Here is a 22,830-nt window from a genome sequence, read left to right on the forward strand (position 1 = left end):
CGCCATGACCGCAAAGCAACCCGTGAGCCTTGTGAGGCTCGTTATCGCCACCTCTGCCGGCAACGCGCTCGAATGGTTCGACATCGCCATCTACGGGTTCTTTGCGGTGTACATCGGCAAGCACTTCTTTCCGGCCGTCAACGAAACCGTGTCGATGCTGCTGACGTTCGGCACCTTTGGCGCGTCGTATCTGGTGCGGCCGCTCGGCGGCGCGGTGCTGGGGGCCTATGCCGACCGGCGCGGACGCAAGGCGGCGCTGATGGCATCGGTGAGCCTCATGATGGTTGGCACGGCGATCATCGCGCTCGTTCCCGACTACGCGGCCATCGGCGTGACCGCACCGCTTGCGGTGTTTGCCGCGCGGCTGATCCAGGGCTTTTCGGCGGGCGGCGAGTTCGGCGCGTCCACGGCCATGCTGATCGAGCATGCGCCGCACCGGCGCGGCTTTCTTGCGAGCTGGCAGTTCGCGACGCAAGGCCTCGCGACGCTGTTGGCGGCCTCGTTCGGGTATGGGCTGGCGCGCCTCATGGCGCCTGCCGATCTCGCGGCGTGGGGCTGGCGTTTGCCGTTTTTCTTCGGATTGCTGATTGGGCCGGTGGGGCTTTATCTGCGCCGCTATATCGAGGATGCCGAGGACTTCAAGCGCGCCGAGCGCACCGAGACGCCCGTGCGAGAAGTGCTGAGCCAGCAGAAGCGGCTCGTGCTTACGGCTATTGGTTTGATGACCGTCTCTACGGCGGTCAATTATCTGCTTCAGTACATTCCGACTTTTGCTATCCGGCAGTTGCATTTGCCTGCGGCTACCGGGTTTGCGGCGACTATGGCGGGTGGGGTGATTCTCACGGTTGTTACGCCGTTTGCGGGGTATCTGTCTGATCGCATCGGGCGGCGTACGCAGATGACTTGCGTGGCGGTGCTATTTCTCGCTAGCGCTTATCCTGGGTTCGTGTGGGCTACGAGTCATTCGAGTGCGCTTCCGCTGTTTGTGTTGATTGCCTGGCTGGCGCTTTTGAAGTCGATTTATTTCGGGGCTTTGCCCGCGCTTATGGCTGAGATTTTTCCGGCTGCTACGCGGGCTACGGGTATGTCCATTGGGTATAACATCGGTGTCACCGTTTTTGGTGGGTTTACGCCGGCTATCGTTACCTGGATGCTCAGCGCTACCGGCGATAAGAGCGCGCCTGGGTATTGGCTGATTCTTACCGCGATGATTAGTTTGTGGGCGCTCGCTTATGTTAGTCGCGTTAAGGTTGGGGCTGCTGTTTCGCAGCAGGTTGCAGTTTGATTCGTGGTTGGCTCTAAAGCTTTGGCCTTAACTTGTTTTCGCGGCGGGCCGCAGGCGTTGCCCCTGTGCGGGGCGGCACCTACTTTTCTTTGCAGCCGCAAAGAAAAGTAGGCAAAAGAAAGCGGCTTAAACCGCTAGTGTGACGCCGTCCCCCACTGCCCTGTCCATCGGAGCGGCTCCGGAGGGTCTGTCGCCACTTGCTTCACGCCAGAGTGACTAAGGGCTCATCCATCCGGCGGCGCTACGCGCACCGTAGGGTATATCCAAAACCAGTGGGATGTACACCCATTGGCAGCGCTCGCATATATTCGCTCGGCGCGTTGCCCACGCATTCGCCAGCCAGCACGCCCGTGCATTCAACGGTTAGTACCCCGGTGCATTTACCGGTCACCCCCCCAGTGCATTCGCCGATTCGAACCCCATCGCATTTACCAGTCAGCACCCCAGTGCATTCACCGGCTCGAACCCCATCGCATTTACCGGTCAGCAGCCCAGTGCATTCGCCGGCTCGAACCCCATCGCATTTACTAGTCAGCACCCCAGTGTATTCACCGGCTCGAACCCCATCGCATTTACCGGTTAGCACTCCCGTGCATTTTCCGTTCAAGACCGCCGCGCATTTACGGGCGGCACCCTTAACGCATTCGCCGGCCAGCCCGCCCGGTTTTCCTTGCAGACCGTTCCGCCCGCGCGTAGCGCGTGGCGGGAAGAATGAGCCCTTTGTCACTAACGCGCAGTGTGCGAGGCGACGGATGCCCCGGAGCCGCTCCGATTGGAAGGGCAGTGGTGGACTGCGTCACACTAGCGGTGTGAGCCGCTTTCTTTTGCCTACTTTTCTTTGCGGCTGCAAAGAAAAGTAGGTGCCGCCCCGCACAGGGGCAACGCCTGCGGCCCGCCGCGAAAACAAGTTAAGGCCAAAGCAAAGAGACCCACGCGGGAAAAAGGACAGCGCACTAGCGCCTTCAATTCCGCTTCGCGAGATGAACCCCAGCGAGCATACACCGCACTGACCCACCCGCCATTTCAATGGTCGCCACATCGAGCGGCAACAATTGCGCGGACCGCTCAATCACCCTCCGCTGCCCCACCGAAAGACAATCAACCGCCCGCTGAGAAAGCGCCAACACGCGCCCCTCCCGCCCCGACAATTCAATAGCATTCCCCGCAAAATGCTCAATCTGCGCATTCTCAAGCGCAATCACGATGCGCCCAGTCTGCGCAAGACGCCGATGAACCTCCTCACGCCGAGCAGCATCGCGAATCATATCGAGCCCAATCAGCACAAATTCGGTCGCAACGCTCATCATCACGTTGGTGTGATAAATGGGCTGCCCATCGCTGCCCGCCGTATCGAAACACATCGGCTCGAAATTGAAATGCGTGCAAAAGCGTTCGAGCGCAACCGGATCGGCGCGGCGCGAGCGCGCCGTGTAGGCCACGCGCGCAACATGATCGAGCACCATCGCGCCCGTGCCTTCGAGAAAGACATCGTCGTATTCGAGTCCGGAAAAATCGATCACGTCCTGCACGCGATACTCGGACTTGAGCATCTCGATCACATCGGTGCGACGCTCGCGCCGGCGATTGCCGCTATACATCGGGTAAAGCGCGACGTGCCCCCCAGGGTGCGTGGAAAACCAGTTGTTCGGGAACACTGAATCCGGCGTGCTGCGCTCGCCGAAGTCGTCGAAGAGGTGCACCTGCACGCCCGCGTCGCGCAGCCGTTGCGCGGCTTCGGTGACCTCGTCGCGCGCCGCCTCGGCAATGGCGTCGGAGGCCGGGGCGTCGCCCGGCGTCGCCGTGCACTGAAACGCGTTGTCGGCCGCGGTTTCGGGGTTCGGGTGAAAGCGGTGCGGCCGGATCATCACGACAGCGGACGGCGCCTGAATCGAAAGAAGGCTCATAGGTGGTAGCGAGTGTCGGGCAACGGGAACCAGGCGATGCGGTGCGCTCAATCCGCCAGCACGACGGCTTCAACCACGCTGGCCACGGGCGAGGCAGGCGCCGCAGGCGTGTGGCCGCCAATCAGCGCGAACAGATTCTTGGGGTCCGCGGCGGGCGGAATCAGCGAGATGTCGTCGCCCACCCCGTATTGCATCGCCCTCTCATAGAGGTAGCGCAGCGCCGAATAGTCTTCGAGCGCGAAGCCCACCGAATCGAAAATGGTGACCTGCGATGCGCTTTCGCGGCCCGGCACTTCGCCCTGCAGCACGCGCCAGAACTCGGTCACGGGGAAGTCCGCCGGCAATTGCTGGATCTCGCCTTCGATACGGCTCTGCGGTTCGTATTCGACGATCACGCGGCCCATGCGCACGACGCTCTCGTGCAGCTCGGTCTTGCCGGGGCAGTCGCCGCCGACGGCGTTCAGATGCATGCCGGGCTCGATCATCTCCGGCGTGACGATCGTGGCATTGGCCTTGTCCGCCGTGACCGTGGTGACGATGTCGGCGCCGCGCACCGCGTCTGCCGTCGAGCGGGCGTGCACGATCTTCAGACGCGGAAAGGCCGCGAGATTGCGCACGAGCTTGTCGGTTGCCTGCGCGTCGATATCGAATACGCGAATCTCGTCGATGCCCAGCAGCGTATGAAAGCCGATCGCCTGGAACTCGCTTTGCGCGCCGTTGCCGATCAGCGCCATCGTGCGCGCATCGGGGCGCGCGAGCCGTTTCGCCGCCATGACCGAAGTCGCCGCCGTGCGCAGCGCCGTGGTCAGCGTCAGCTCGGCAAGGAGGACGGGATAGCCGGTGTCGACGTCGCCGAGCGCGCCGAACGCCATCACGGTATGCAGGCCGCGCTGCGCATTGACGGGATGGCCGTTCACGTACTTGAAGGCGAACAGTTTCGAGTCGGCTACGGGCATCAGCTCGATCACGCCGTCGCGCGAGTGGCAGGCGACGCGCGGCGATTTATCGAAATCGGCCCAGCGCCGGTAATCGGCTTCGAGCGCATCGACGAGCTCGCTCAGGCATCGAGGCACGCCGATTTGCGCGATCAGCTTGCTGGTGGCGGGAACGTCAAGAAAGCGGGTCATGAAATGTCTCCTGGGTTGGCTGGACGGCCTGCGGCGCTCGTGCGCCGCGCCATGAGGAGATTATTTCGATGAAGCGCGCCAACAAATAGCAGGCAAAGCTGGCAAAACGCGCAGCAAACTGACCACTTTGCCAGGCCCGGCTGGCATCTTGCTCGCGGGGGCGCCCGCTCAGGCCTTGTGCGTCGAGAGCAGGATGCTGGTCTCGGTGTTGGCGATGCCGTCGACGAGGCGGATTGAGGCCAGCACGCGGTCGAAATTCTCGAGCGAATCCGCCTGCAATTCCGCGATCAGATCCCAGCGCCCGTTGGTGCTGTGGATGGCCGCCACGTTCGGATAGCCGCGCAGCGCCTTCACGACGTCGGCGGCACGGTTGCCCTCGACGGCAATCGACATCAGCGCGCGGATGCGGTGCTTCTCCGCCGAGGGCTTCAGGCGCACCGTGTAGCCGACGATCACGCCGTTTTGCTCGAGCCGCGCGATCCGGTTCTGAACCGTCGCCCGCGCCACCCGCAACTGCTTCGCCAAGGTGACGACGGAAGTTCGGGCGTTGTCGCGCAGCAGCGCAATGAGTTGTCGGTCGACGTCGTCGAGGCTGATCATGTCTTAATTATTCCTGGCGGGAGCGAGAGAGCTGCGAATATGCAGCGAAGCATGGGCTCGCGCCATGCCAACTTGTCAAAATGCCCGCTCCGGTTGGCAATTTGCCCGGATTATCGGCGATTTCGTCGCGTTTGCCACGTTTATGCCGATCCGGCTATGGCCGGCCCCGTAGCGGCGCGGCGGAAAACGGCAAAGCCGATTCGCCGAACCCCGCGAAATCTGATAGAACATCGGCCTGGGCTTTTTCGATCAATAACCGCGAGAGACGACGCATATGAACACCCCCCGTCCCCTTGAAATCGCCGTGGAACGGCACCCGAATCCCACGCCGGCCGACGAGATCGCCGCGCGGCTGACCAATCCGGTGTTCGGACGCGTTTTCACGGATCACATGGTCACGATCCGCTGGACGGAAGGCACCGGCTGGCATGACGCCAAGGTCGAGGCGCGCCGCCCGTTCCAGATCGACCCGGCCTGCGCCGTCCTGCACTACGCGCAGGAGATTTTCGAGGGCATGAAGGCCTATCGCGGCGAAAACGGCCAGATCTCGCTGTTCCGCCCGCAGGAAAACGCCAAGCGCTTCCGTAACTCGGCCGCGCGCATGTCGATGGCCGACCTGCCCGAAGAGCTGTTCCTGCGCGCCGTCGAGGCACTCGTCGACATCGACCGCGCCTGGGTGCCGGGCGGCGACGGCAGCCTCTACCTGCGCCCCTTCATGTTCGCCAACGAGAGCTTCCTCGGCGTGCGGGCCGCCAACGAATACATCTTCTGCGTGATCGCCTGCCCGGTCGGTCCCTATTTCAAGTCGGGCAAGTCGGCGGTCACGGTGTGGGTCTCGGACCAGTACACGCGCGCGGCGCCGGGCGGCACGGGCGCGGCCAAGTGCGGCGGCAACTACGCGGCCAGCCTGATCGCGCAGACCGAGGCGTCGGCGCACGGCTGCGATCAGGTCGTGTTCCTCGACGCGGCGCAGCACCGCTGGATCGAGGAGCTCGGCGGTATGAACGTGTTCTTCGTGCTCGACGACGGCTCGCTCGTCACGCCGCCGCTCTCCGGCACGATCCTGCCGGGCATCACGCGCGCCTCGATCATCGAGCTCGCGCGCAAGGAAGGCCTCACCGTCAATGAAGCGCCCTACTCGTTCGACGCCTGGCGCGACGACGCCGCCTCGGGCCGCGTGAAAGAAACGTTCGCCTGCGGCACGGCGGCGGTCGTCACGGCGATCGGCAGCGTGCGCCATACGGACGGCGAGTTCTCGATCGGCGACGGCGGCGAAGGCGAAGTCACGCGCCGCCTGCGCACGCTGCTCACGGGCATCCAGCGCGGCAAGGTTGCCGACCCGGCAGGCTGGGTCTGGAACGTCAAGTCGTAAAGCCTTTTCGGGGGCATGCCCGCGCGCGTCAGGCGCGGCAGCGGCTGCTCCCGCACAATACGGGCGACCGGCGCGCCACAGAGCGCGCCGGGTCTGCCCGCCCCACTTCATCTATGCAGGGCACCGGCATCGCCAACGCGCGGGGATTTTAATCAGGAATCCTCACCCAAACCGCACGCAATAAACCGGCGGCAAATGCGCGGAAATCAGGCGCCAGTTTTCGCCGCCGTCGTTCGAGGTCCATAGCGCGCCGGTTGTCGATCCCATCGCGAGTCGCGTGCCCGTATCGTCCACGTCAAGGCCGTGCCGATACACGAGGTCATAGGCCGGCGCGGGCGGCAATCCGTTCGAGAAACGCTCGAAAGTGCGGCCGCCGTCGCGCGTGCGCGTGACCACGAATTTGCCGTCCACCGGAATCCGGCAGGCGTCTTTCACGGCCGGCACGAACCAGGCGGTGTCGGGTTCGCGCGGATGCACGGCCACCGCGAAGCCGAAGCTCGACGGCTGCGCCTCGATGCGCTGCCAGTGCGCCGCGCCGTCGGTCGAGCGGAAAATCGCGCAGTGGTGCTGCGTCCACAGCGCATCGGGGTTCGCCGCGCATTGCACGACGCGGTGCGGGTCCTGCACATTGGCGTCGCCGCGCCGCTCGGGCGGCATGTAGTCGGCCTCCATGCCCTCGGAGCTCAGGCGCCATCTCGCGCCGCCGTCGAAGGTTTGCCAGACGCCGCCGCACGAGATGCCGATCGTCACGTGCCGGCTGTCGCGCGGATCGATCATCACCGAGTGAATGCCCGGCGCGTCGTAGCCGCCGCCGAACCATTCGGGGCGCTCCGGACGGTCCCACAGCGCGCGGTTGAGCGCCCACGTGTCGCCACCGTCGTCCGAGCGGAACAGGCCGCCCGGAATCGTGCCGGCCCACAGGACGCCCGGTTCGTCTGGGCCGCCCGCTTCGAGCGACCAGATTTGCTGCAACGTCCAGGGCGGGGACGGCGGGCGCGGCTCGGCGGCGTCCGCGTTGTCCGTGCCGCTGTCCACCGCTGTGTCCGTGCTGCCTTGCGCGTCGCTACCCGTGCCCTTGTCCGCACTTGCACTTGCACTTGCGCTTGCGTTCGCGCCGTTGCCTGCGCGGGTCTCGTCCGGAGGCTGCGGCGGGTAGACGGGCACCGCGCACTCCTCCCAATCCGTCATGCCCGCGCGCAGCCGGTGCAGCTTCACGCCGAAGTGGCCGAGATTGAGCGCGGCATAGAGCGTCCCGTCGCGTGGATCGGGCAGCACCATGCTCACGGGCTCGCCCGCGAAATGCGGCGCGTTCGAAGTCCAGCCGCCCTTGCCATCGTCTTGCAGTACGAACAATCCCTTGCGCGTTGCAACAAGCAATCGATCGCTCATGTGGAGTGCCTCCTGTCAACCGCACCTGGCGCTCTAGCTGTCCGCCGGCGTGAGTGCTTCAGCACTGACTCCGGCCCCATGCAAAGCGCCTGGTGCGATCCCATGCTTCGCAGTACGGATCTGCGCCAAAATTAGCCGCCCGATAGCGCCTGAACGACATACACGCGGCTTGCCTCGCCGATCGCGTCGGACAGATGCTGCCGGTCGCGCACGGGCCGGCCGTCGACGAATACGGCCAGATGCCGGCGCAATGCACCTTGATCGTCGAGGATGTAGCCGCGCAGCCGCGGCTGCGCCGCGAACACGGCCTCCAGCGCCTCACCCAGCGTGCGCGCATCGATCTCGCGCTCGGGCGTTGCGACATGCCGCTGAATCGAGGCGGCGAAGAAGATGTGGGCCATGGCGGGTGGCGGCGCGGGAAAGGCCCGTCGCCGCCGGTTTTGTAGTTTAGGCGATTTGCCGCGCGTTTCCGCATGATCGTCGGCGTGGCCCATGACAGCCCGACGCGCGTCCGTGCACAATCACGAAGTACGCACTCGCGCACGACTCATCGTCGCAAGCACAGGAAACACAGGAATCTCATGGCCCCCCTGGTCGCCACACTCGCCCTTTTGATCGTTGTCTTTGTCCACGCGAACATTCCCCGCTTTACGCCCTCAGGGCCGAAACGGCTCATCGCGCATGCGTCGCTGCTGCTCGTGGGTCTGGGGTTCGGCGTGGTGAGCGCGATGCTGACCGGCTCCGTCGCGCCGCCGTGGGCCGTGATCGCCTGCGGGATGGGCATCGTTCATGTGCCGGCGCTATGCCTGCTCGTCATCAAGCGCATCAGGCGTTCGAAGCGAAGCTAACCGCGCAGCCGCTACGCGGGCGTCAAACCTGATCTGAACCCGCCACTTCTTCGGGCTCGCCGGAAGACTCCGGCGTGCGCGCGTCTTGCACAGAGGCGCTATTCGCGCGCGTGCGATCGAGCACGGCCAGCACTTCGCGAGCCGTATTTTCAGAGTGCGTGCGCAGGATCTCGGGCAGATCGGCGTGGGCGGGGTCTTCGAGCGCGGCGAGTATCGCTTCATGCTCGTCCATGGATTCGGACCAGCGCAGCATGTCGGCATTGGCGGCGCCGCGCGCGCGATGCACCTTCGCCATCAGCGTCGCATAGACAGTCGAAAGAACCGGATTCGCGGCCGCATCCACGATCATCTGGTGGATCTGCTGGTTGAGCCGAAAATACTCGAGCCGCTTGCCCGAGTTGTGGCACTCCACCATGCGCCGGTGCTTCGCTGCAATGGCGGCCACCTGCGCCGCACTCACACGCTGCCGCAAGAGGTCTCCCGCCATGGCCTCGAGCCCGTGCAGCATCTCGAAGGTGCTGGCGAGGTCGTCGAGATCGATTGCCGCTACACGGTAGCCGATGTATTGCCGGTGCGTCACGCGCCCTTCCGAGACCAGCACCTTCAACGCCTCACGCAAAGGCGTCTTCGAGACGTCGAACGCCGCGCACATGTCTTTCTCGTCGATGCGCGCGCCCGGGGGCAGTTCGCCCTCGTCGATCATGACGCGCAGACGCGCGGCGATCTCCGCGGCCATGCCGCGGGTGCGCAACAACAGTGGGGTTCCGTTCGACTGATTCATCGTAGTGGAAGCTTAACACGATCCTGGGACATACCATGAATTTCTTCGTGTTTTCATATAAATCAATAACTTAACGCATTTGTAATTATAGATCTCTAATTCTATACTCTGCACCAACGTTGCGCGACGTCATGAAAACATCCGCCCATCCCAGGAGCAGTTCATGTCATCAACATCCGGTGTTGCCGCAATGGCGGTACGCAAGTCCACCGTCCGCTGGAAGATTTTTCTGGTCATGCTGAGCCTCATTGCGATCAACTACATCGACCGTGCGTCGCTGTCGGTTGCCATGCCGCTCATTTCGAAGGAGTTCGACGTCGGCCCGGCCATGGAGGGGCTCATCCTCAGCTCGTTCTTCTGGACCTATGCGTTCATGCAGATCCCCGGCGGCATGCTCGCCGACCGCTTCAAGCCGCGCATCGTGATTGCCTGCGCCACCGTCTTCTGGGGCTTCTTCCAGGCCGTCGCCGCGCTGTGCACGAGCGCCCCGAGCCTGTTGCTCACGCGCCTCGGACTCGGCGCCTCCGAAGCGCCGATCATGCCCGCGGGCGGCAAGCTCAACGCGCTCTGGATGACGCAGACCGAGCGCGGCCGCGGCGCGACCCTGCTCGACGGCGGCGCGCCGCTTGGCGCGGCGCTCGGTGCGATCCTCATCACCGGGCTCATCGCGATGCTCGACTCGTGGCGCCTCGCGTTCGCGGTGGCGGGCATCGGCACCGTGCTTGCCGGCATCCTCGCGTGGTTCTATGTGCGCAATACGCCGCGCGAACACCCCGACGTGAATGAACTGGAAGCCGCGTATATCGAGGAATCGCACGCGAGGGACGCCGCGCTCGAGCCCGCCACGCTCTCGGGCCGCACGAGCGACTTCTTCAAGTACCGCTCGGTGTGGGGCATGTTCTTCGGCTGGATGTGCTTCAACACCGTGTTCTACGGACTCCTCACCTGGATGCCGAACTACCTGCACATGGTGCACGGCTTCGACATCAAGCAGATGGGCGGCTCGAGCTTCATCATCTTTTTCAGCGGCTTTGTCGGCGAGCTGATCGGCGGCCTGATCGCCGACAAGTGGAAGGCCGCGGGCGGCCGCCCGAACGTCGTGATGCGCACGCTCTTCGGCATCGCGGCCGTGGTGGCCACGGTGTCGATCTTCTCGGTGGCCTACGTGACCAACGTCGTGGCCGTGGTCGCCCTGCTCTCGACGACGCTCTTTTTCCTGCGCTGGTGCGGTCTTTACTGGTGCATCCCGTCCTCGCTCGGCACGCGCAACAAGGTCGGCTTTCTGGGCGGCTTCATGAATCTCGGCGGCAATATCGGCGGCATCTCCGTGCCGATCATCGTCGGCGCGATCGTGCAGCTCACTCACTCGTACTTCCTCGCGCTGATGTTCTTCGCGGCAGCCGGCGTCGGCCTGCTGGTGTGCTCGAGCATCATCGATTACGAAAAGAAGATTCCCGTCTGACGCGATTCCCCGCCCCGATACCCCGGCACATCGCGTTACTCTCTCAACACCTCAACACAGAGCTATCAACATGAACAAGCGCACCCTTCTCGGCATGCTCACGCCTTCGTCCAACACCTCGCTCGAGCCGCTCACGAGCGCGATGGTCGCGGGCCTGCCCGATGTCTCGGCGCATTTCGCCCGCTTTCCCGTGACGGAGATCTCGCTCTCGGACCAGGCGCTGGGCCAGTTCGACGACTCGAAGATCCTGCAGGCCGCGCAACTGCTGGCCGACGCGAAAGTCGATGTGATCGGCTGGAACGGCACCTCCTCGGGCTGGCTCGGCTTCGAGGCCGACGAGCGCCTGTGCCGCCGCATCACCGAAGCCACGGGCATTCCGGCCACGACCTCCGTGCTCGCGCTCAATGAGATCCTGAAGAAGACCGGCGCCGACGAATTCGGCCTCGTCACGCCCTACCTCGACGACGTCCAGCAAAAGATCGTCGCCAACTACCGCAGCGAAGGTTTGAACTGCATCGCCGAGCGGCACCTGAACCTGAAGGTCAACTTCTCGTTCTCGGAAGTCACGGCCGACCAGATCCGCGAGATGGTGCGCGACGTGGCGGCGGCCAAACCGCGCGCGATCACGACCTTCTGCACGAACCTGAAGGCCGCGCATCTCGTGCCGGCACTCGAGGAAGAGACGGGCATTCCCGTCTACGACACGATCTCGACGGTGGTCTGGAAGTCGCTGCAGCTCGCGGGCTACGACACGCGCCGCGTGCAGGGCTGGGGTCGTCTGTTCAGCGAAGTCGTTTGAGGACGGGGCCATGTCGAACGATCTCGATTTCGTGATCCGTCACGCCGACGTGGTGACCGCGTCGGACCGATTTTCGTGCGACATCGGCATCCGCGAGGGCCGCGTGGCGATGCTCGGGCAGGGACTGCCGCGCGCGCCGCGCGAGCTCGATGCAAGCGGAATGCTGGTGCTGCCGGGCGGCGTGGATGCGCACTGCCATCTCGATCAGCCGATGCCCGATGGGCTGCGCATGGCCGACGACTTTTTCACGGGCACGCGCTCGGCCATTTGCGGCGGCACGACCACGGTGATCCCGTTCGCCGCGCAGGAAAAGGGCCAGTCGCTGCAGGCCGCGGTGGACGACTACCACCGGCGCGCCGAAGGACGTGCGCTGATCGATTACGGCTTTCATTTGATCGTCGCCGATCCGACACCGCACGTGCTCGCTGAGGAGTTGCCGCGCCTGATCGCCAATGGCTATACGTCGTTCAAGGTCTACATGACTTACGACGACCTCAAGCTGAACGACCGCGAGATGCTCGACGTGCTGACGGTCGCGCGCGAGCATGGCGCACTGGTGATGGTGCATGCGGAGAACTCGGATTGCATTGGCTGGCTGACCGAGCGGCTGCTGGGCAAGGGGCTTCATGCTCCGCATGCGCATGCGCTTGCGCGGCCCGCCGTGGTCGAGCGTGAGGCCACGCATCGCGCGATTGCGTTCGCGGAGCTCGTGGATGTGCCGATTCTGATCGTGCATGTTTCGGGCGCCGATGCGATCGAGCAGATCCGCTGGGGGCAGTCGCGTGGTCTGCCGATTCTTGCGGAGACCTGTCCGCAGTATTTGTATCTCACGGCTGCGGATCTGGGTCGCGATGGTTATGAGGGTGCGAAGTGTGTGTGCAGCCCGCCGCCGCGTGATCCGGCGAATCAGCAGGCTGTTTGGAAGGCGTTGCGCCAGGGTGTGTTCTCGATCGTATCGTCGGATCATGCGCCGTTTTCTTATGATGATCCCCAAGGGAAGAAGCCGGGTGGCAAGGAGGTATCGTTCGAGCACATTCCGAATGGGATTCCTGGGCTCGAGACGCGCCTGCCGCTGCTGTTCGATGGCGTGCGGAAGGGGCAGCTTTCGCTGCATCAGTTCGTGGATCTGACTTCGCTGCGGCCGGCGAAGCTTTACGGCCTTTATCCGCGGAAGGGCACGATTGCCGTCGGTGCGGATGCCGATATTGTTGTTTGGGATCCTGAGAAACGTGTGACGATCGCTAATGAGGCATTGCATCATGCGGTGGATTACACGCCTTATGAGGGCATCGAGGTGACGGGGTGGCCGCGGCATTGTCTTTCGCGCGGTGAAGTGATCGTCGAGGACGGCAAGCTGGTCGCCGCGCAGGCCGGGCGCGGGCGGTTTCTGCCGGCTGGCAAACCTTGCCTCGATTGAGGCGGCCTTTTGCTGTGGGTTTTTAGGCGTTGGCCTTAACTTGTTTTCGCGGCGGGCCGCAGTTTGCCCTGTGTGGTGCACCTACTTCTTGCAGCCGCAAAGAAAAGTAGGCAAAAGAAAGCGGCTCACACCGCTAGTGTGACGCAGTCCACCACTGCCCTGTATATCGGAGCGGCTCCGGAGCGTCTGTCATCACGGGCCGTATATCGGAGTGACTAAGGGCTCATTCATCCGGCGGCGCTACGCGCGCCGTGGGGTATAACCAAAACCATCGGGATATACGCGCATTCATGGGGATCCAGTGCATTTTGATTGAATCACTCTCTCAAATAAGTAGGACTCCAGTCAAATTACATGGAAGCACTATTGCGCATTAGTAGGACGTCAACATATTGGGCGGAAGCATTCCTGCATATTCGCTTGGTAGCGCGCCCGGTTTTTCTTGCAGACCCTTCCGCCTGCGCGTAGCGCGTGGCGGGAAGTATGAGTCCTTTGTCACTGACACCGAGTGTGCGAGGAGACGGATGCCCCGGAGCCGCTCCGATGTACAGGGCAGTGGGGGACGGCGTCACACTGGCGGTTTAAGCCGCTTTCTTTTGCCTACTTTTCTTTGCGGCTGCAAAGAAAAGTAGGTGCCGCCCCGCACAGGGGCAACGCCTGCATGCCGAATGCAAAACAAGGAAACGCGAAAAACCCTTCAAATCGATAACAGAAGAAAAATCAGTAAGCAATACGAACAAGGATCATCCAATGAGAAAACCCAAATCGTGGTGTAAGCTAGCGATAGCAGCATCAATAACAGCGGCATCCGCGACACAAGCACATGCACAAGAACATGCATCCCATACCGCCAGCGCAGCACCACATACCATGGCCACGGTGATTCCAGAATCGCTAGGCGTCGATTCAACGCCCCTAATCCACCTATCTCAATGGCTCCGCACCGAAAAGATGGACGTGCGCAGCCTCGTAGTAGTAAAAGACGGCAACATCATCTTCGAGCGCTACAGCGCCGGCCTAACCCGCGACAACAACTACGAACTATATTCGGTCACGAAAACCATCACCGCACTACTCACCGGCATCCTGGTAGGCGAAGGCAAACTGAGCCCATCAACCAAAGTCGCCCCGATGATCGCGCAGGCACGCCCCGACCTCGCCGGCGAGCTCGCCGACAAACAAAACATCGAGCTCCGCCACCTGATGTCGATGTCGAGCGGCCTCAGCTACCAGACGCGCGAAGGCACCGACCCTCTGTACTACGAAGCACCCGACCGACTCCACGTCGCAGTCACAAGCCGCGCCACCGCCGCGGCGCCCGGCACACACTTCGACTATATCGACGTCAATCCCGTGCTAACGGGCACAGCCGTCGCAATCGCCGCCCAAGAGCCCGAAGACCAGTTCGCCCGCGAGAAGCTGTTCGAGCCACTCGGCATGTCCCATTACCGCTGGACCGGCGCCGACAAGACCGGCTCGGTCTCAGGCGGCTGGGGACTGCGCCTGCGCGCCGTCGACATGGCGAAAATCGGCATGCTGCTGCTCGACAATGGACGCTGGGAAGGCAAGCAGATCGTGCCCGCCGCGTGGATCAAGCAGATGCGGACGCCCTCGCCCGCCGCCGCCGACTACGGCTACTACTGCTGGATCCAGCACGTGGTCGAGAAAGGCCAGCCCGAATTCGGCGCAATGGGCTTCAAGGGGCAATTCATCACCGTGCTGCCCGCGCAGCACGCCGTGGTCGTCATGACGAGCCTGCTGCCAACAGAAGGCGGCCTGCGCGATGCCACCTACCTCCAGCAGTATCGCCGTATGGTCAACGACTACATTCTTCCCGCCCTCGCGCCCGCCAGCCAACCCGTCGCCACGGCCGCGAAAACACAGGCGCTGCGCGAGGAACTCGAGAAAAGCCGCCAGACCCAGGGGATTCCAGGCACGGCAGCCGCATTCAACGACGCCCCCGAAACCTGATGGAAACCGCGACGATGACAACTCAACCGTTCCCGCTATTTCATTCGCGACGCGCCGCGTCGAATACGTCGAGTGCGTCGAGTTCACGAAGCGCTGCATCGCCGGGCGCGCGCGGCCTGCTCGCCCGCCTTGCGCCGTTCGTGGTCGGCGCGAGCGCACTCGTGCCGTTCGCGGCTTGCGCGCAGCAGGCAAGCGCCGCGCCCGCCCCACTGCACGAAACCGGCATCGAAGCGGTCTCGCCCGAGGACGTGGGCGTCGATTCGCGCGAGCTCGTGCGGCTCTCGCAATGGATCCGCGAGCAGAAGCTCGATGTCTACAGCCTGCTCGTGGTGAAAGACGGCAAGCTGATTTTCGAGCGCTATGGCGTGGGCGCGTCGCGCGAAGCGAACTACGAGCTGTACTCTGTCACCAAGTCGGTGACGTCGCTCGTCGCGGGCATCCTGATCGGCCAGGGCGCCATCGGTCTCGACGATTCGGTTGCGGACGCGCTGAGCGCCTGGCGCCCCGACCTGCGCGCCGATTTCGCCGATAAACGCGACATCGAACTGCGCCACGTTCTTTCGATGTCAAGCGGCCTGCACTACGACTTCCGGCCCAAGGACGATCCCATCTATTACGCGGCGCCCGACCGCCTGAAGCTTGCGGCCACAACGAACCCAAAGGCCGCGCCCGGCACCGTGTTCGAATACACCGACATCAATCCGATTCTGACCGCTGCCATGTTGAGCGCGGCGGCGCACGAGCCCGTCGAGCGATACGCGAAGGCGCATCTGTTCGAGCCGCTCGGCATGAAGCACGCCGCCTGGGAACGCGCCGACAGCAAGGGGCTGGTCTCGGCGGGCTGGGGCCTGAGGCTGCGCGCGATCGACATGGCGAAGATCGGCATGCTCGTGCTCGATCACGGCCGCTGGCAGGGACGCCAGGTAGTGCCGCAGCAATGGATCGCGCAGATGACGACACCGGCGGTATCGCCGCACTTCGGGTACTACTGGTGGGTCAACAACATCGTGCAGAGCGAGCCCGAGTACGACGCGATGGGCTTCAAGGGGCAGTTCATCACGGTGCTGCCCAAGCGCAACACGGTGATCGTGATGACGAGCATGCTGCCGATCGAAGGCGGTCTGCGCGACGCGAAAAACGTGCAGATCTTTCGGCAAATGGTGAACGGCTATATCGTGCCGGCGCTCGCCAATGCGCAGCGCGCGCAGCCCTCTGGCGAGCGCCGCGCGGCGCTTGCGCAAGAGCTGGAGGTGAGCGCACGCACGCCGGGTATCCCGGGAACCTCGATGGATCCGACCGACCGTCCGAAGCTTTGAGGCGCAGTCGCGCGATGCGCTCGCGCGGCCAGCGCCAGGCACGCCAGGCAGCAGTGGCTATCCGCAGCGACTGGCCACTACAGCCAGCGCCAGATGCCGGCAACCATGCCGGCGAGCGGCCTGTGCGCCCAACTGGCGACGAGCCAGACCACGACGCCGCCCGCCAGCGCGTGCATGCCGAAGCCGCCAAGCCGCGCGCGGCCCGCGGCGATGGCCGCGAACGGCAGATAGCTCGTCTTCGCCTCCCACGCGGGCCACTGCTCGGGCTGCAGCCGCTCCTTCTTGTGGTCCTGCAAGGCGGCGCCGACGAGCGCGAGCACCACTATCGCCGCCGCAACCACGATGTTCTTCGGCACCGGATACACGGCGATGTGGCACAGCCCCCACAACGCGAAGGCCCACATCATCGGGTGGCGCGTCACCGCGTAGACGCCGAGCGCCGCTTCCGGAAATGCACCGGGACGCCCGCCCGTGGGCAACGCGGGGTTGCGGATCAGCGAGCCCATCAGCAGGATCGACGCGATCAGCATCAGCACCGTGACCACCGCCCAGAGGCCGTCGCCGACCGCCCAGAGCGACTCGGTCAGCGGAGCCCGCCTGTACGCCACGACCATCCAGCCGAGCGTCGCGAACGAAACCAGCGAATAGACGCCCTGAAACGCGGTCTCGCCGATAGCGCCCACCAAAGGCTTGCGCAACGGATGGGACAAGATGAAATGACTGCCCACGAAGGCGACTGACGCCGCCACGACTGCGTTGATGCTTCCGTCCATGCTTCCCATAGGCCTGGCTCCTGGGTCATATCGTCGGCAATCCGCAAGGGTCTCATGTGCGATGACGCGCGTGCGTGGACCCGGTAAGCCGCGCGTCTCGCGTAGCGTATCGAAGATTACTCCTTTATGGGTTCACGCCGCACCGTGCCCCGGCGTGAGTCGTGCGTAGCGCGACCGCGAGTGGCGCGCTGAACCAGTTGTCATGTATCGGCCAGCTTCATGAACTCGGCGAGCCACAACTGTATTTTACGAACGCATTGCACGCCTTGCATCGAGGCGGGCGCAATTGATTGCCTATCGAGAATTCGAGCCCCGCTAAAAATTCGCCATCTCCTTTTCGGACGGATCTGATTGGCGGTGATACACCATCCCGCCAGCATGAGCGTTCGACCGATTATGGAGACGCATGAATGGCGGCAATTGATGCGGTTTCAATCCTGCTGACTGGCAGACAAGCGTACCACCTCGCCGTGCCCGGAGCGACAGGCGCCGAAGCGCTCTCGGTGGTGTCGTTCACTGCCACCGAAAAAATAAGCGAACCTACAGAAGTCGTCATCGTGGCGACGCATCCGCACCAGCTTGCGCGTGCCGATTTTCTCAATCAGGACGCCACGTTTTCCGTCACCCAGGATGATGGAACCATACGGAAAATGAGCGGCTTCATCGAACGCATCTCCGTGATTCAATCCTCATATGACGAGGTCAAGCATGAATTCCTGCTGAAGTCGCATGTTGGACGGCTGGCGGCGACCACGCGCACGAAGATCTATCAGCACGCGAGCACACCTGACATTCTGGCGGCGGGGATGCGCGAACACGGGATGCGCGAGCATCAATTCACTTTCCGGCTGCGCGGCACCTATTCGAAGCACGCCTTTCGCATGCAGTACGGCATGACCGACGCCGCATATGGTCACATGATGCAGGAGAAGTCCGGCATCTTTTTCTTCATCCTGGAGTCCGAACACGGCGATCAGGTGGTCTATGGCGATGACGTGGATCACTACATCTACGAGCCGCGCCTGATCGTGCCGTACCGCGAGGCGGCGGGACTCGAAGCGGGCGGCGTGGAGGCGGTCACGTCGATCAAGACCCATGCCGTGACCGTGCCGCAGTCGCTTACCGTCGCGGATTACAACCCTCAAAGCGCCTGGGAGCGTTATCGCGCAACGGCCAACGTTGCCCCAGGCGATACCACGACCTACGGCCAGTCTTACGTGTACGGGACTCACCACCTCGACCAGGATGGAGCAAAGTGGGAAGCACAACTGCGCCACGAAGCGGCCATCGCCTCGCAGATTGTCTATGAAGGCGAAAGCAATGTGCTGGCCTTGCAGCCGGGGCGCGTGTTCGAAACCGATATCCTGCTGCCCGACGCGCCCCAGGGGCAGCTGGTTGTCGAGATCACGCACAGCGGTGCACGCGACAGGCCCTATACAAACTGTTTCAAGGCCATTCCCGCCGACCGGCGTTTCCGCCTGAAGCTGGAACCGCAGAATTGGGCCAAAGTGAGTGGCACGCTCTCGGCTCGCGTCACAAGCCCGGACTCCTACACCTATGCGTATATAACTGCCGACGGCCACTATACGGTGCGCTTCGACGCGGACTTCGAGACGTGGCCCAAAGGCGGCGAGAGCGTCCCGCTACGCCTTGCCAAGCCCTTCGCGGGCAAGTTCCAGACCGGTATGCACTTCCCGGCGCTGAACGATGCCGAAGCCTCGATCGCCTGCCGTGACGGCGACCCGGACAAGCCGGAAATTACCGCTTTTCACCACCACAGCCAGGCGCGCGACCTGGTGACGAATGACCGGCGCTGGCTTTCGCGCAACATGATCCGCACGCAGAAGAACAACAAGATTCGCTTCGAGGACTGGGCGGGCCAGGAAGGCATCAAACTTGGCACGGAACATTCGGGCAAGTCACAACTGAATCTCGGCTACCTGGTTAACAAAAAGCTCGAATACAGGGGCGAAGGCTATGAGCTTCGCACATCGGGCTACGGGGTCAATCGCGCGGGCAAGGGCTTGATGTTGACGGCCTACGACCGGCCCGCCGCGACCGGCAAGCAACTGGACATGCAGGAGACCATTGCACAGCTGGAAAGCGCGCTGGCGACTGCGAAGGCGCTGGCGGCATCCGCCAGCAGCGCGAAGGCCGAGCCTGCGGACACCGACGCGCATCAGCAGATGAAGGACGATTTCGACGGCCTCAAGCAGCCGGGATTGCTCGCCAGCACGCCCGCTTCGGCGGGGATCGTCGCGGCCCAGGGCATCCAGTTCGCGGCGCAGGACAGCATGTCCACCGTGGCCGGGAAAAAACGCCGACTGGAGCGTGCTGAAGCGCTGGACCGTCGCGGCGGGCGAAAAGATTTCGCTGTTCGTGCAGAAGGCCGGCATCAAGATTTTTGCGGCCAAAGGCCCAGTCGAATTCCAGGCTCAGGGCGGCCCCATGTCACTCACCGCTGCAAAGGATGTGAACGTCGCCAGCGTCAACGGCAAGGTCAATCTTTCGGCGGCAAAGGAAATCATCCTGGAATGTGGCGGCGCGTTCGTACAGATCAAGGACGGCAGCATTACGCTCGGCGGCCCTGGTGACCTGTTCCTCAAGACCATCACCGTGCAGAAGAAAGGCACGGCATCGCAGGGGCCGGACCTTCCCGTGCTGCCTTCCGGCAAGGTGGGCGACCTGCCTCACTTCCTCGAACTCAGCCACCACTACGAAGACCTTCAACCGGTCAAAAACGCACCCTACACGGTGCGCCTGAAGAACGGCACGACCCTGTCCGGAACGCTTGACGACAAGGGCTTCGCACGTCTCGATGGCGTGCAGCCAGGCCAGGGCACGGCCGATCTTGGCGAGGATGTGCGCCAGTGGGCGGGCGAGCCGAAACGCCCCAATAACGACTCGGGCGCGGCAAGTGACGCGTCATCCGGCATCAACCTTGTCAGGACGTTCCTTTCATGATCGCGAGGTTCTTGCCCATCACCCAGGTCAAACCGGACCTGAAGGACGCGGTACGCATGTCCGTGGCAGAAATCGAACGCTTTCTCGCCTTGTTCTATCCCATCGACACGATTCGCCAGCAGCAGTCCGCGCTGGCGATTGCCGGTCAGTGGCTCTCCCGCGTAAAAGGGTTTCACGACGACGACGATTTCCTGTACCTGGCGCGCGATTTCCTGACGTGGGTGCTCAGTGGCGGCGAGCGCTCGCTGGCCTCGGACCAGCTCTCGTGCTTTTGCGGGCTTCATGCCGAGCTACGGCACGGCGCGCACCCTCCTAGGCATCGTGAATGACGGCGGCACCTGGCCGGACGTGCGCGCGTTCATGCACAGCCAGGCTTACGGCAATGCGAAGCGCTACGTGGAGGAGTTCGACTGGTCGGCAGGCGGCAAGAAGGCGCAGGCTGAGACACAGGCGTGGCTGGCCGTGCTCAAGGAAGAAGTTTGCAAGCTGAATGCCGGGGCCAGTCTGGTCGCGTTCCTGGCGCCGGACAATTCACCGTGGCTAAAGACACCTCCAGTGACGGACGTACCGAACCCCGTCCTCCCCGCCGCGGCTGAAGCGGAAGGCTCGGTGCTGACGCAGTTGCTCACGAAGATCACCTCGATTCCGTTTCTCGTTGGCGTCGTCCTGCTCACCTATTCGCCGAGCCTGAACGATGGCGAAGACGAAGTGATGAAGAAGATCCGCAAGCAGCAGCAAAACGACGCACTGTACAGGAAAGTGGCGATTCCCGCTCCGCAAGTCCAGACGGTTGTGAAAGTCGATACGCTCACGGTGGAGTGCAAGCCACAGACAGAAATCAACAGGCAGAACGGCGCGAAGTGCGAGAACGACGGTTATATCTTGATGGAAAAGTCTTTAGGCTACAAACGGCTTGTCGATCCGCCAAAGGGACGCGGGCTCGATGGCCTGTTCGAAAAGCAGGCCGACATGAGCGCGCCGAACCCAATGCCGCAGATCGTGAGCGAGCCGCCGCCTGGAGGCAAGCTGGTGTTCATTCCCGAAGCGATGAGGCCACCGAAACCTCAATACAGGACGCTCAACCCGGCAGTGGCAGGCGCGGTAGCCTATCCGCTGTTCGTGGTGTTCGAGGCGAAGCATATCTCGAAAGGCTTCGATCCCAGTGATACTGATGGTATCCAGAAAGAAGCGAAGCGGCGGCTGGGCGAAACCTGCGACGGTACGCAGATGAGCGAGCCGTGGACTGAAGAACGGATTCCTCAAGCACTGAATCGAGATGTGAAAAATGGCTATATGACGTCAGAGGAAAGAAGGGCTAAATATCAAGAAATAAAGGATTCAAGATACGTCCGCTGGATATTTATTTGCTTGCCGGGGCCGACAGGATCATCGTCCAAGGCGTCTGTGCTAATCGACGTTGTCGGGGCTTCAATGAATCTTGAGAAGACCTCGCAACCTGAAAGCGATACATCGGAGAGTTTTGAATGACTGACTTTAAAAATACACGACGACAAAAATTTCTTAGTGAAAAAGACTATCTGGACAACGAACGAGGATACAAATACGGTATAAAACTATCTTACGAATCACTGGCGTCGGAAAAGCCAAAGGCGAGTGGCGCAGACTCCAGCAATCGTTGGTCAATCGCGTCTGAAAGCCTCCAATTGCTGTTGCTTGATTACACGGCAGGCAAGCCCATCGAGGAACTGAAAGCGCAACTGCCTGAAATCATTGAGCGCTTCAATGTCTATGTTGCCCAAGAGGTATCACCACGGAGCAAGAGTCCACCCGAGAACGTGGCGGATACGTTCGAAATCACCCAGCTTGACGCCTATGTGTACGTGTTCTGGCTGCTCGCACTCTGCAAGCTGCTGGAGCATTCAGACTTCATTCCGACCATCATCGGCTGGGTGGACAATACCCGAAAGTTCAACCGCGGACGTGACGGGCTGTTCGAGAACGTGGTTCGGATGCTCACGGGTACATGCGTCGAAGCGCCGCGCGTGGTACTCCATGCTGTGCCGTATCGGCCGCTCGCGAGTGCGACGGTTCGGGCACCCGAGGAACGGCCCGCGCTAGTCAAGGAGTTTGTCGAGGGCTGGTACAAGGGCATGAAGCCGACCTACTGGCATGGCGCGCATACGGACGGCATTTATTTTGGGTACTGGTGCCTCGAGGCCGCGCTGGTGACGGTGCTGTGGGACATTGACGACAGCAGCTATAGAGACAACCTCGTGTATCCGAAGGACCTCGTTGACTTCGCGCGTGAGCGCGAGGCCGTGGCACGCGCCGCGGACGCTCCGAAGCCGCATATTTCACGCAGAACCGGCGAGCAATGCCCGCATGCGGGCCGCTGGGGCGTGCTCGAATCGCCGGGCGCGTTCGTGCAGGAGCGCTTCTTCAAGGAAGGCGACGCCTTCCCCGAGGGCGTCGGCCGCGACGGCAAGGTAGGCCCGGTTACGTGGATCGTGATGGGGCGTGACGACGGCGGCCCGACCCGCGAGGCGTGAACGCATGAGTCTTGCGGGAAAATTCCGGCACCCGGACGCGCTGCCGATTTTCGTTTCGCCGCGAGCCTGGGGGCTTGTCCACGAACCCGCGCCGGGAGAGTTGCTCATCGCGACGGAAAGCGCGGATGAAGGCCGCGCAATCCTCTGCGTTCTGTCGCTGCTTCAGGATAGGCTGCGCCGACGTATCATCCGGCCTATGCGGGCGTTCCCGCGCCCTGCCTTTGTCCGAGGCCGCGCAACAGACAAAAAAAAGCGGGCCTCGAAAATCGAGGCCCGCTTTTCAGAAACAACCGCGCACAGCGCTTAATCCAA

General features: G+C 62.8%; 19 protein-coding genes and 1 pseudogene. 13 read left to right on the forward strand and 7 right to left on the reverse strand.

All coding sequences use genetic code 11. From position 1 onward, the window contains the following. Window positions 1–4 precede the first annotated feature (4 nt). Window positions 5–1,285, forward strand: a complete 1,281-nt coding sequence (locus E1956_RS20925) for an MFS transporter (protein ID WP_134752530.1) — start codon at window positions 5–7, stop codon at window positions 1,283–1,285. Window positions 1,286–2,247: 962 nt separating this feature from the next. Here E1956_RS20925 and ctlX read toward each other — a convergent pair. The 3 genes from ctlX to E1956_RS20940 form a co-directional block, all read right to left on the reverse strand. Continuing rightward, complete coding sequence (gene ctlX, locus E1956_RS20930) at window positions 2,248–3,189, reverse strand: citrulline utilization hydrolase CtlX (protein WP_134752531.1); 942 nt, start codon at window positions 3,187–3,189, stop codon at window positions 2,248–2,250. Window positions 3,190–3,236: 47 nt separating this feature from the next. Next, a complete protein-coding gene (locus tag E1956_RS20935; RefSeq protein WP_134752534.1) occupies window positions 3,237–4,316 on the reverse strand; it encodes an ornithine cyclodeaminase in 1,080 nt (359 codons plus the stop codon). 168 nt (window positions 4,317–4,484) lie between these two features. After that, complete coding sequence (locus E1956_RS20940; protein ID WP_134752536.1) at window positions 4,485–4,916, reverse strand: Lrp/AsnC family transcriptional regulator; 432 nt, start codon at window positions 4,914–4,916, stop codon at window positions 4,485–4,487. A gap of 274 nt (window positions 4,917–5,190) precedes the next feature. Between E1956_RS20940 and E1956_RS20945 the strand changes: the two genes are divergently transcribed. Continuing rightward, on the forward strand, window positions 5,191–6,288 hold the full coding sequence (locus tag E1956_RS20945; RefSeq protein WP_134752538.1) for a branched-chain amino acid aminotransferase: 1,098 nt from the start codon (window positions 5,191–5,193) through the stop codon (window positions 6,286–6,288). A gap of 162 nt (window positions 6,289–6,450) precedes the next feature. On the opposite strand, the gene E1956_RS20950 is transcribed toward E1956_RS20945, so the two are convergent. Continuing rightward, the gene (locus E1956_RS20950) at window positions 6,451–7,677 is read right to left on the reverse strand and encodes a WD40/YVTN/BNR-like repeat-containing protein (protein ID WP_134752540.1); all 1,227 of its coding nucleotides are present in this window, start codon (window positions 7,675–7,677) and stop codon (window positions 6,451–6,453) included. A gap of 131 nt (window positions 7,678–7,808) precedes the next feature. After that, a complete protein-coding gene (locus tag E1956_RS20955; RefSeq protein ID WP_134754690.1) occupies window positions 7,809–8,078 on the reverse strand; it encodes a MoaD/ThiS family protein in 270 nt (89 codons plus the stop codon). A gap of 180 nt (window positions 8,079–8,258) precedes the next feature. On the opposite strand from E1956_RS20955, the gene E1956_RS20960 reads away from it, so the two are divergent. Then, window positions 8,259–8,525 carry a hypothetical protein gene (locus tag E1956_RS20960; protein ID WP_134752542.1) on the forward strand — a complete coding sequence of 89 codons (267 nt, stop codon included), beginning with the start codon at window positions 8,259–8,261 and terminating at the stop codon, window positions 8,523–8,525. Window positions 8,526–8,547: 22 nt separating this feature from the next. Here the strand turns inward: E1956_RS20960 and E1956_RS20965 are convergent, their stop codons facing one another. Then, window positions 8,548–9,261, reverse strand: a complete 714-nt coding sequence (locus E1956_RS20965) for a GntR family transcriptional regulator (RefSeq protein WP_418789304.1) — start codon at window positions 9,259–9,261, stop codon at window positions 8,548–8,550. Window positions 9,262–9,469: 208 nt separating this feature from the next. On the opposite strand from E1956_RS20965, the gene E1956_RS20970 reads away from it, so the two are divergent. From E1956_RS20970 to E1956_RS20990, 5 genes are all read left to right on the forward strand, one after another. Then, window positions 9,470–10,768, forward strand: a complete 1,299-nt coding sequence (locus tag E1956_RS20970; RefSeq protein ID WP_134752546.1) for an MFS transporter — start codon at window positions 9,470–9,472, stop codon at window positions 10,766–10,768. Between the two features lie 70 nt (window positions 10,769–10,838). Next, complete coding sequence (locus E1956_RS20975; RefSeq protein ID WP_134752548.1) at window positions 10,839–11,567, forward strand: maleate cis-trans isomerase family protein; 729 nt, start codon at window positions 10,839–10,841, stop codon at window positions 11,565–11,567. Between the two features lie 10 nt (window positions 11,568–11,577). Beyond that, on the forward strand, window positions 11,578–12,984 hold the full coding sequence (gene hydA / locus E1956_RS20980; protein ID WP_134752550.1) for a dihydropyrimidinase: 1,407 nt from the start codon (window positions 11,578–11,580) through the stop codon (window positions 12,982–12,984). An 870-nt stretch (window positions 12,985–13,854) separates the two neighbouring features. Next, window positions 13,855–14,955: a serine hydrolase domain-containing protein gene (locus E1956_RS20985; protein ID WP_232071774.1), complete on the forward strand. Its 1,101-nt coding sequence runs from the start codon at window positions 13,855–13,857 to the stop codon at window positions 14,953–14,955. Window positions 14,956–14,969: 14 nt separating this feature from the next. After that, window positions 14,970–16,271: a serine hydrolase domain-containing protein gene (locus E1956_RS20990; protein WP_134752554.1), complete on the forward strand. Its 1,302-nt coding sequence runs from the start codon at window positions 14,970–14,972 to the stop codon at window positions 16,269–16,271. Window positions 16,272–16,348: 77 nt separating this feature from the next. Here the strand turns inward: E1956_RS20990 and E1956_RS20995 are convergent, their stop codons facing one another. Continuing rightward, complete coding sequence (locus tag E1956_RS20995) at window positions 16,349–17,053, reverse strand: NnrU family protein (protein ID WP_418789294.1); 705 nt, start codon at window positions 17,051–17,053, stop codon at window positions 16,349–16,351. Window positions 17,054–17,454: 401 nt separating this feature from the next. Between E1956_RS20995 and E1956_RS21000 the strand changes: the two are divergent. The 5 genes and pseudogenes from E1956_RS21000 to E1956_RS21015 all read left to right on the forward strand — a co-directional run bounded on the left by E1956_RS21000 (window position 17,455) and on the right by E1956_RS21015 (window position 22,825). Continuing rightward, a pseudogene (locus E1956_RS21000) lies at window positions 17,455–20,008 on the forward strand (type VI secretion system Vgr family protein). A gap of 11 nt (window positions 20,009–20,019) precedes the next feature. After that, window positions 20,020–20,337: a hypothetical protein gene (locus E1956_RS46910; RefSeq protein WP_232071776.1), complete on the forward strand. Its 318-nt coding sequence runs from the start codon at window positions 20,020–20,022 to the stop codon at window positions 20,335–20,337. Beyond that, window positions 20,291–21,496, forward strand: a complete 1,206-nt coding sequence (locus E1956_RS21005) for a hypothetical protein (RefSeq protein WP_232071495.1) — start codon at window positions 20,291–20,293, stop codon at window positions 21,494–21,496. The genes E1956_RS46910 and E1956_RS21005 overlap by 47 nt, the downstream gene beginning before the upstream one ends. Continuing rightward, a complete protein-coding gene (locus tag E1956_RS21010; protein WP_134752556.1) occupies window positions 21,493–22,518 on the forward strand; it encodes a PoNe immunity protein domain-containing protein in 1,026 nt (341 codons plus the stop codon). Before E1956_RS21005 ends, E1956_RS21010 begins: the two co-directional genes overlap by 4 nt. Window positions 22,519–22,522: 4 nt before the next feature. Then, complete coding sequence (locus E1956_RS21015) at window positions 22,523–22,825, forward strand: hypothetical protein (RefSeq protein ID WP_134752558.1); 303 nt, start codon at window positions 22,523–22,525, stop codon at window positions 22,823–22,825. The last annotated feature ends 5 nt before the right edge of the window (window positions 22,826–22,830 follow it).

This window comes from Paraburkholderia pallida, from assembly GCF_004524855.1.
Classification (GTDB): Bacteria; Pseudomonadota; Gammaproteobacteria; order Burkholderiales; family Burkholderiaceae; genus Paraburkholderia; species Paraburkholderia oxyphila.

Coding starts and splice junctions, on each gene's coding strand:
- E1956_RS20925 (WP_134752530.1), top strand. CDS start 5: ATGACCGCAAAGCAACCCGTGAGCCTTGTGAGGCTCGTTATCGCCACC.
- ctlX (WP_134752531.1), bottom strand. CDS start 3,189: ATGAGCCTTCTTTCGATTCAGGCGCCGTCCGCTGTCGTGATGATCCGG.
- E1956_RS20935 (WP_134752534.1), bottom strand. CDS start 4,316: ATGACCCGCTTTCTTGACGTTCCCGCCACCAGCAAGCTGATCGCGCAA.
- E1956_RS20940 (WP_134752536.1), bottom strand. CDS start 4,916: ATGATCAGCCTCGACGACGTCGACCGACAACTCATTGCGCTGCTGCGC.
- E1956_RS20945 (WP_134752538.1), top strand. CDS start 5,191: ATGAACACCCCCCGTCCCCTTGAAATCGCCGTGGAACGGCACCCGAAT.
- E1956_RS20950 (WP_134752540.1), bottom strand. CDS start 7,677: ATGAGCGATCGATTGCTTGTTGCAACGCGCAAGGGATTGTTCGTACTG.
- E1956_RS20955 (WP_134754690.1), bottom strand. CDS start 8,078: ATGGCCCACATCTTCTTCGCCGCCTCGATTCAGCGGCATGTCGCAACG.
- E1956_RS20960 (WP_134752542.1), top strand. CDS start 8,259: ATGGCCCCCCTGGTCGCCACACTCGCCCTTTTGATCGTTGTCTTTGTC.
- E1956_RS20965 (WP_418789304.1), bottom strand. CDS start 9,261: ATGGCCGCGGAGATCGCCGCGCGTCTGCGCGTCATGATCGACGAGGGC.
- E1956_RS20970 (WP_134752546.1), top strand. CDS start 9,470: ATGTCATCAACATCCGGTGTTGCCGCAATGGCGGTACGCAAGTCCACC.
- E1956_RS20975 (WP_134752548.1), top strand. CDS start 10,839: ATGAACAAGCGCACCCTTCTCGGCATGCTCACGCCTTCGTCCAACACC.
- hydA (WP_134752550.1), top strand. CDS start 11,578: ATGTCGAACGATCTCGATTTCGTGATCCGTCACGCCGACGTGGTGACC.
- E1956_RS20985 (WP_232071774.1), top strand. CDS start 13,855: ATGGCCACGGTGATTCCAGAATCGCTAGGCGTCGATTCAACGCCCCTA.
- E1956_RS20990 (WP_134752554.1), top strand. CDS start 14,970: ATGACAACTCAACCGTTCCCGCTATTTCATTCGCGACGCGCCGCGTCG.
- E1956_RS20995 (WP_418789294.1), bottom strand. CDS start 17,053: ATGGGAAGCATGGACGGAAGCATCAACGCAGTCGTGGCGGCGTCAGTC.
- E1956_RS21005 (WP_232071495.1), top strand. CDS start 20,291: ATGCCGAGCTACGGCACGGCGCGCACCCTCCTAGGCATCGTGAATGAC.
- E1956_RS21010 (WP_134752556.1), top strand. CDS start 21,493: ATGACTGACTTTAAAAATACACGACGACAAAAATTTCTTAGTGAAAAA.
- E1956_RS21015 (WP_134752558.1), top strand. CDS start 22,523: ATGAGTCTTGCGGGAAAATTCCGGCACCCGGACGCGCTGCCGATTTTC.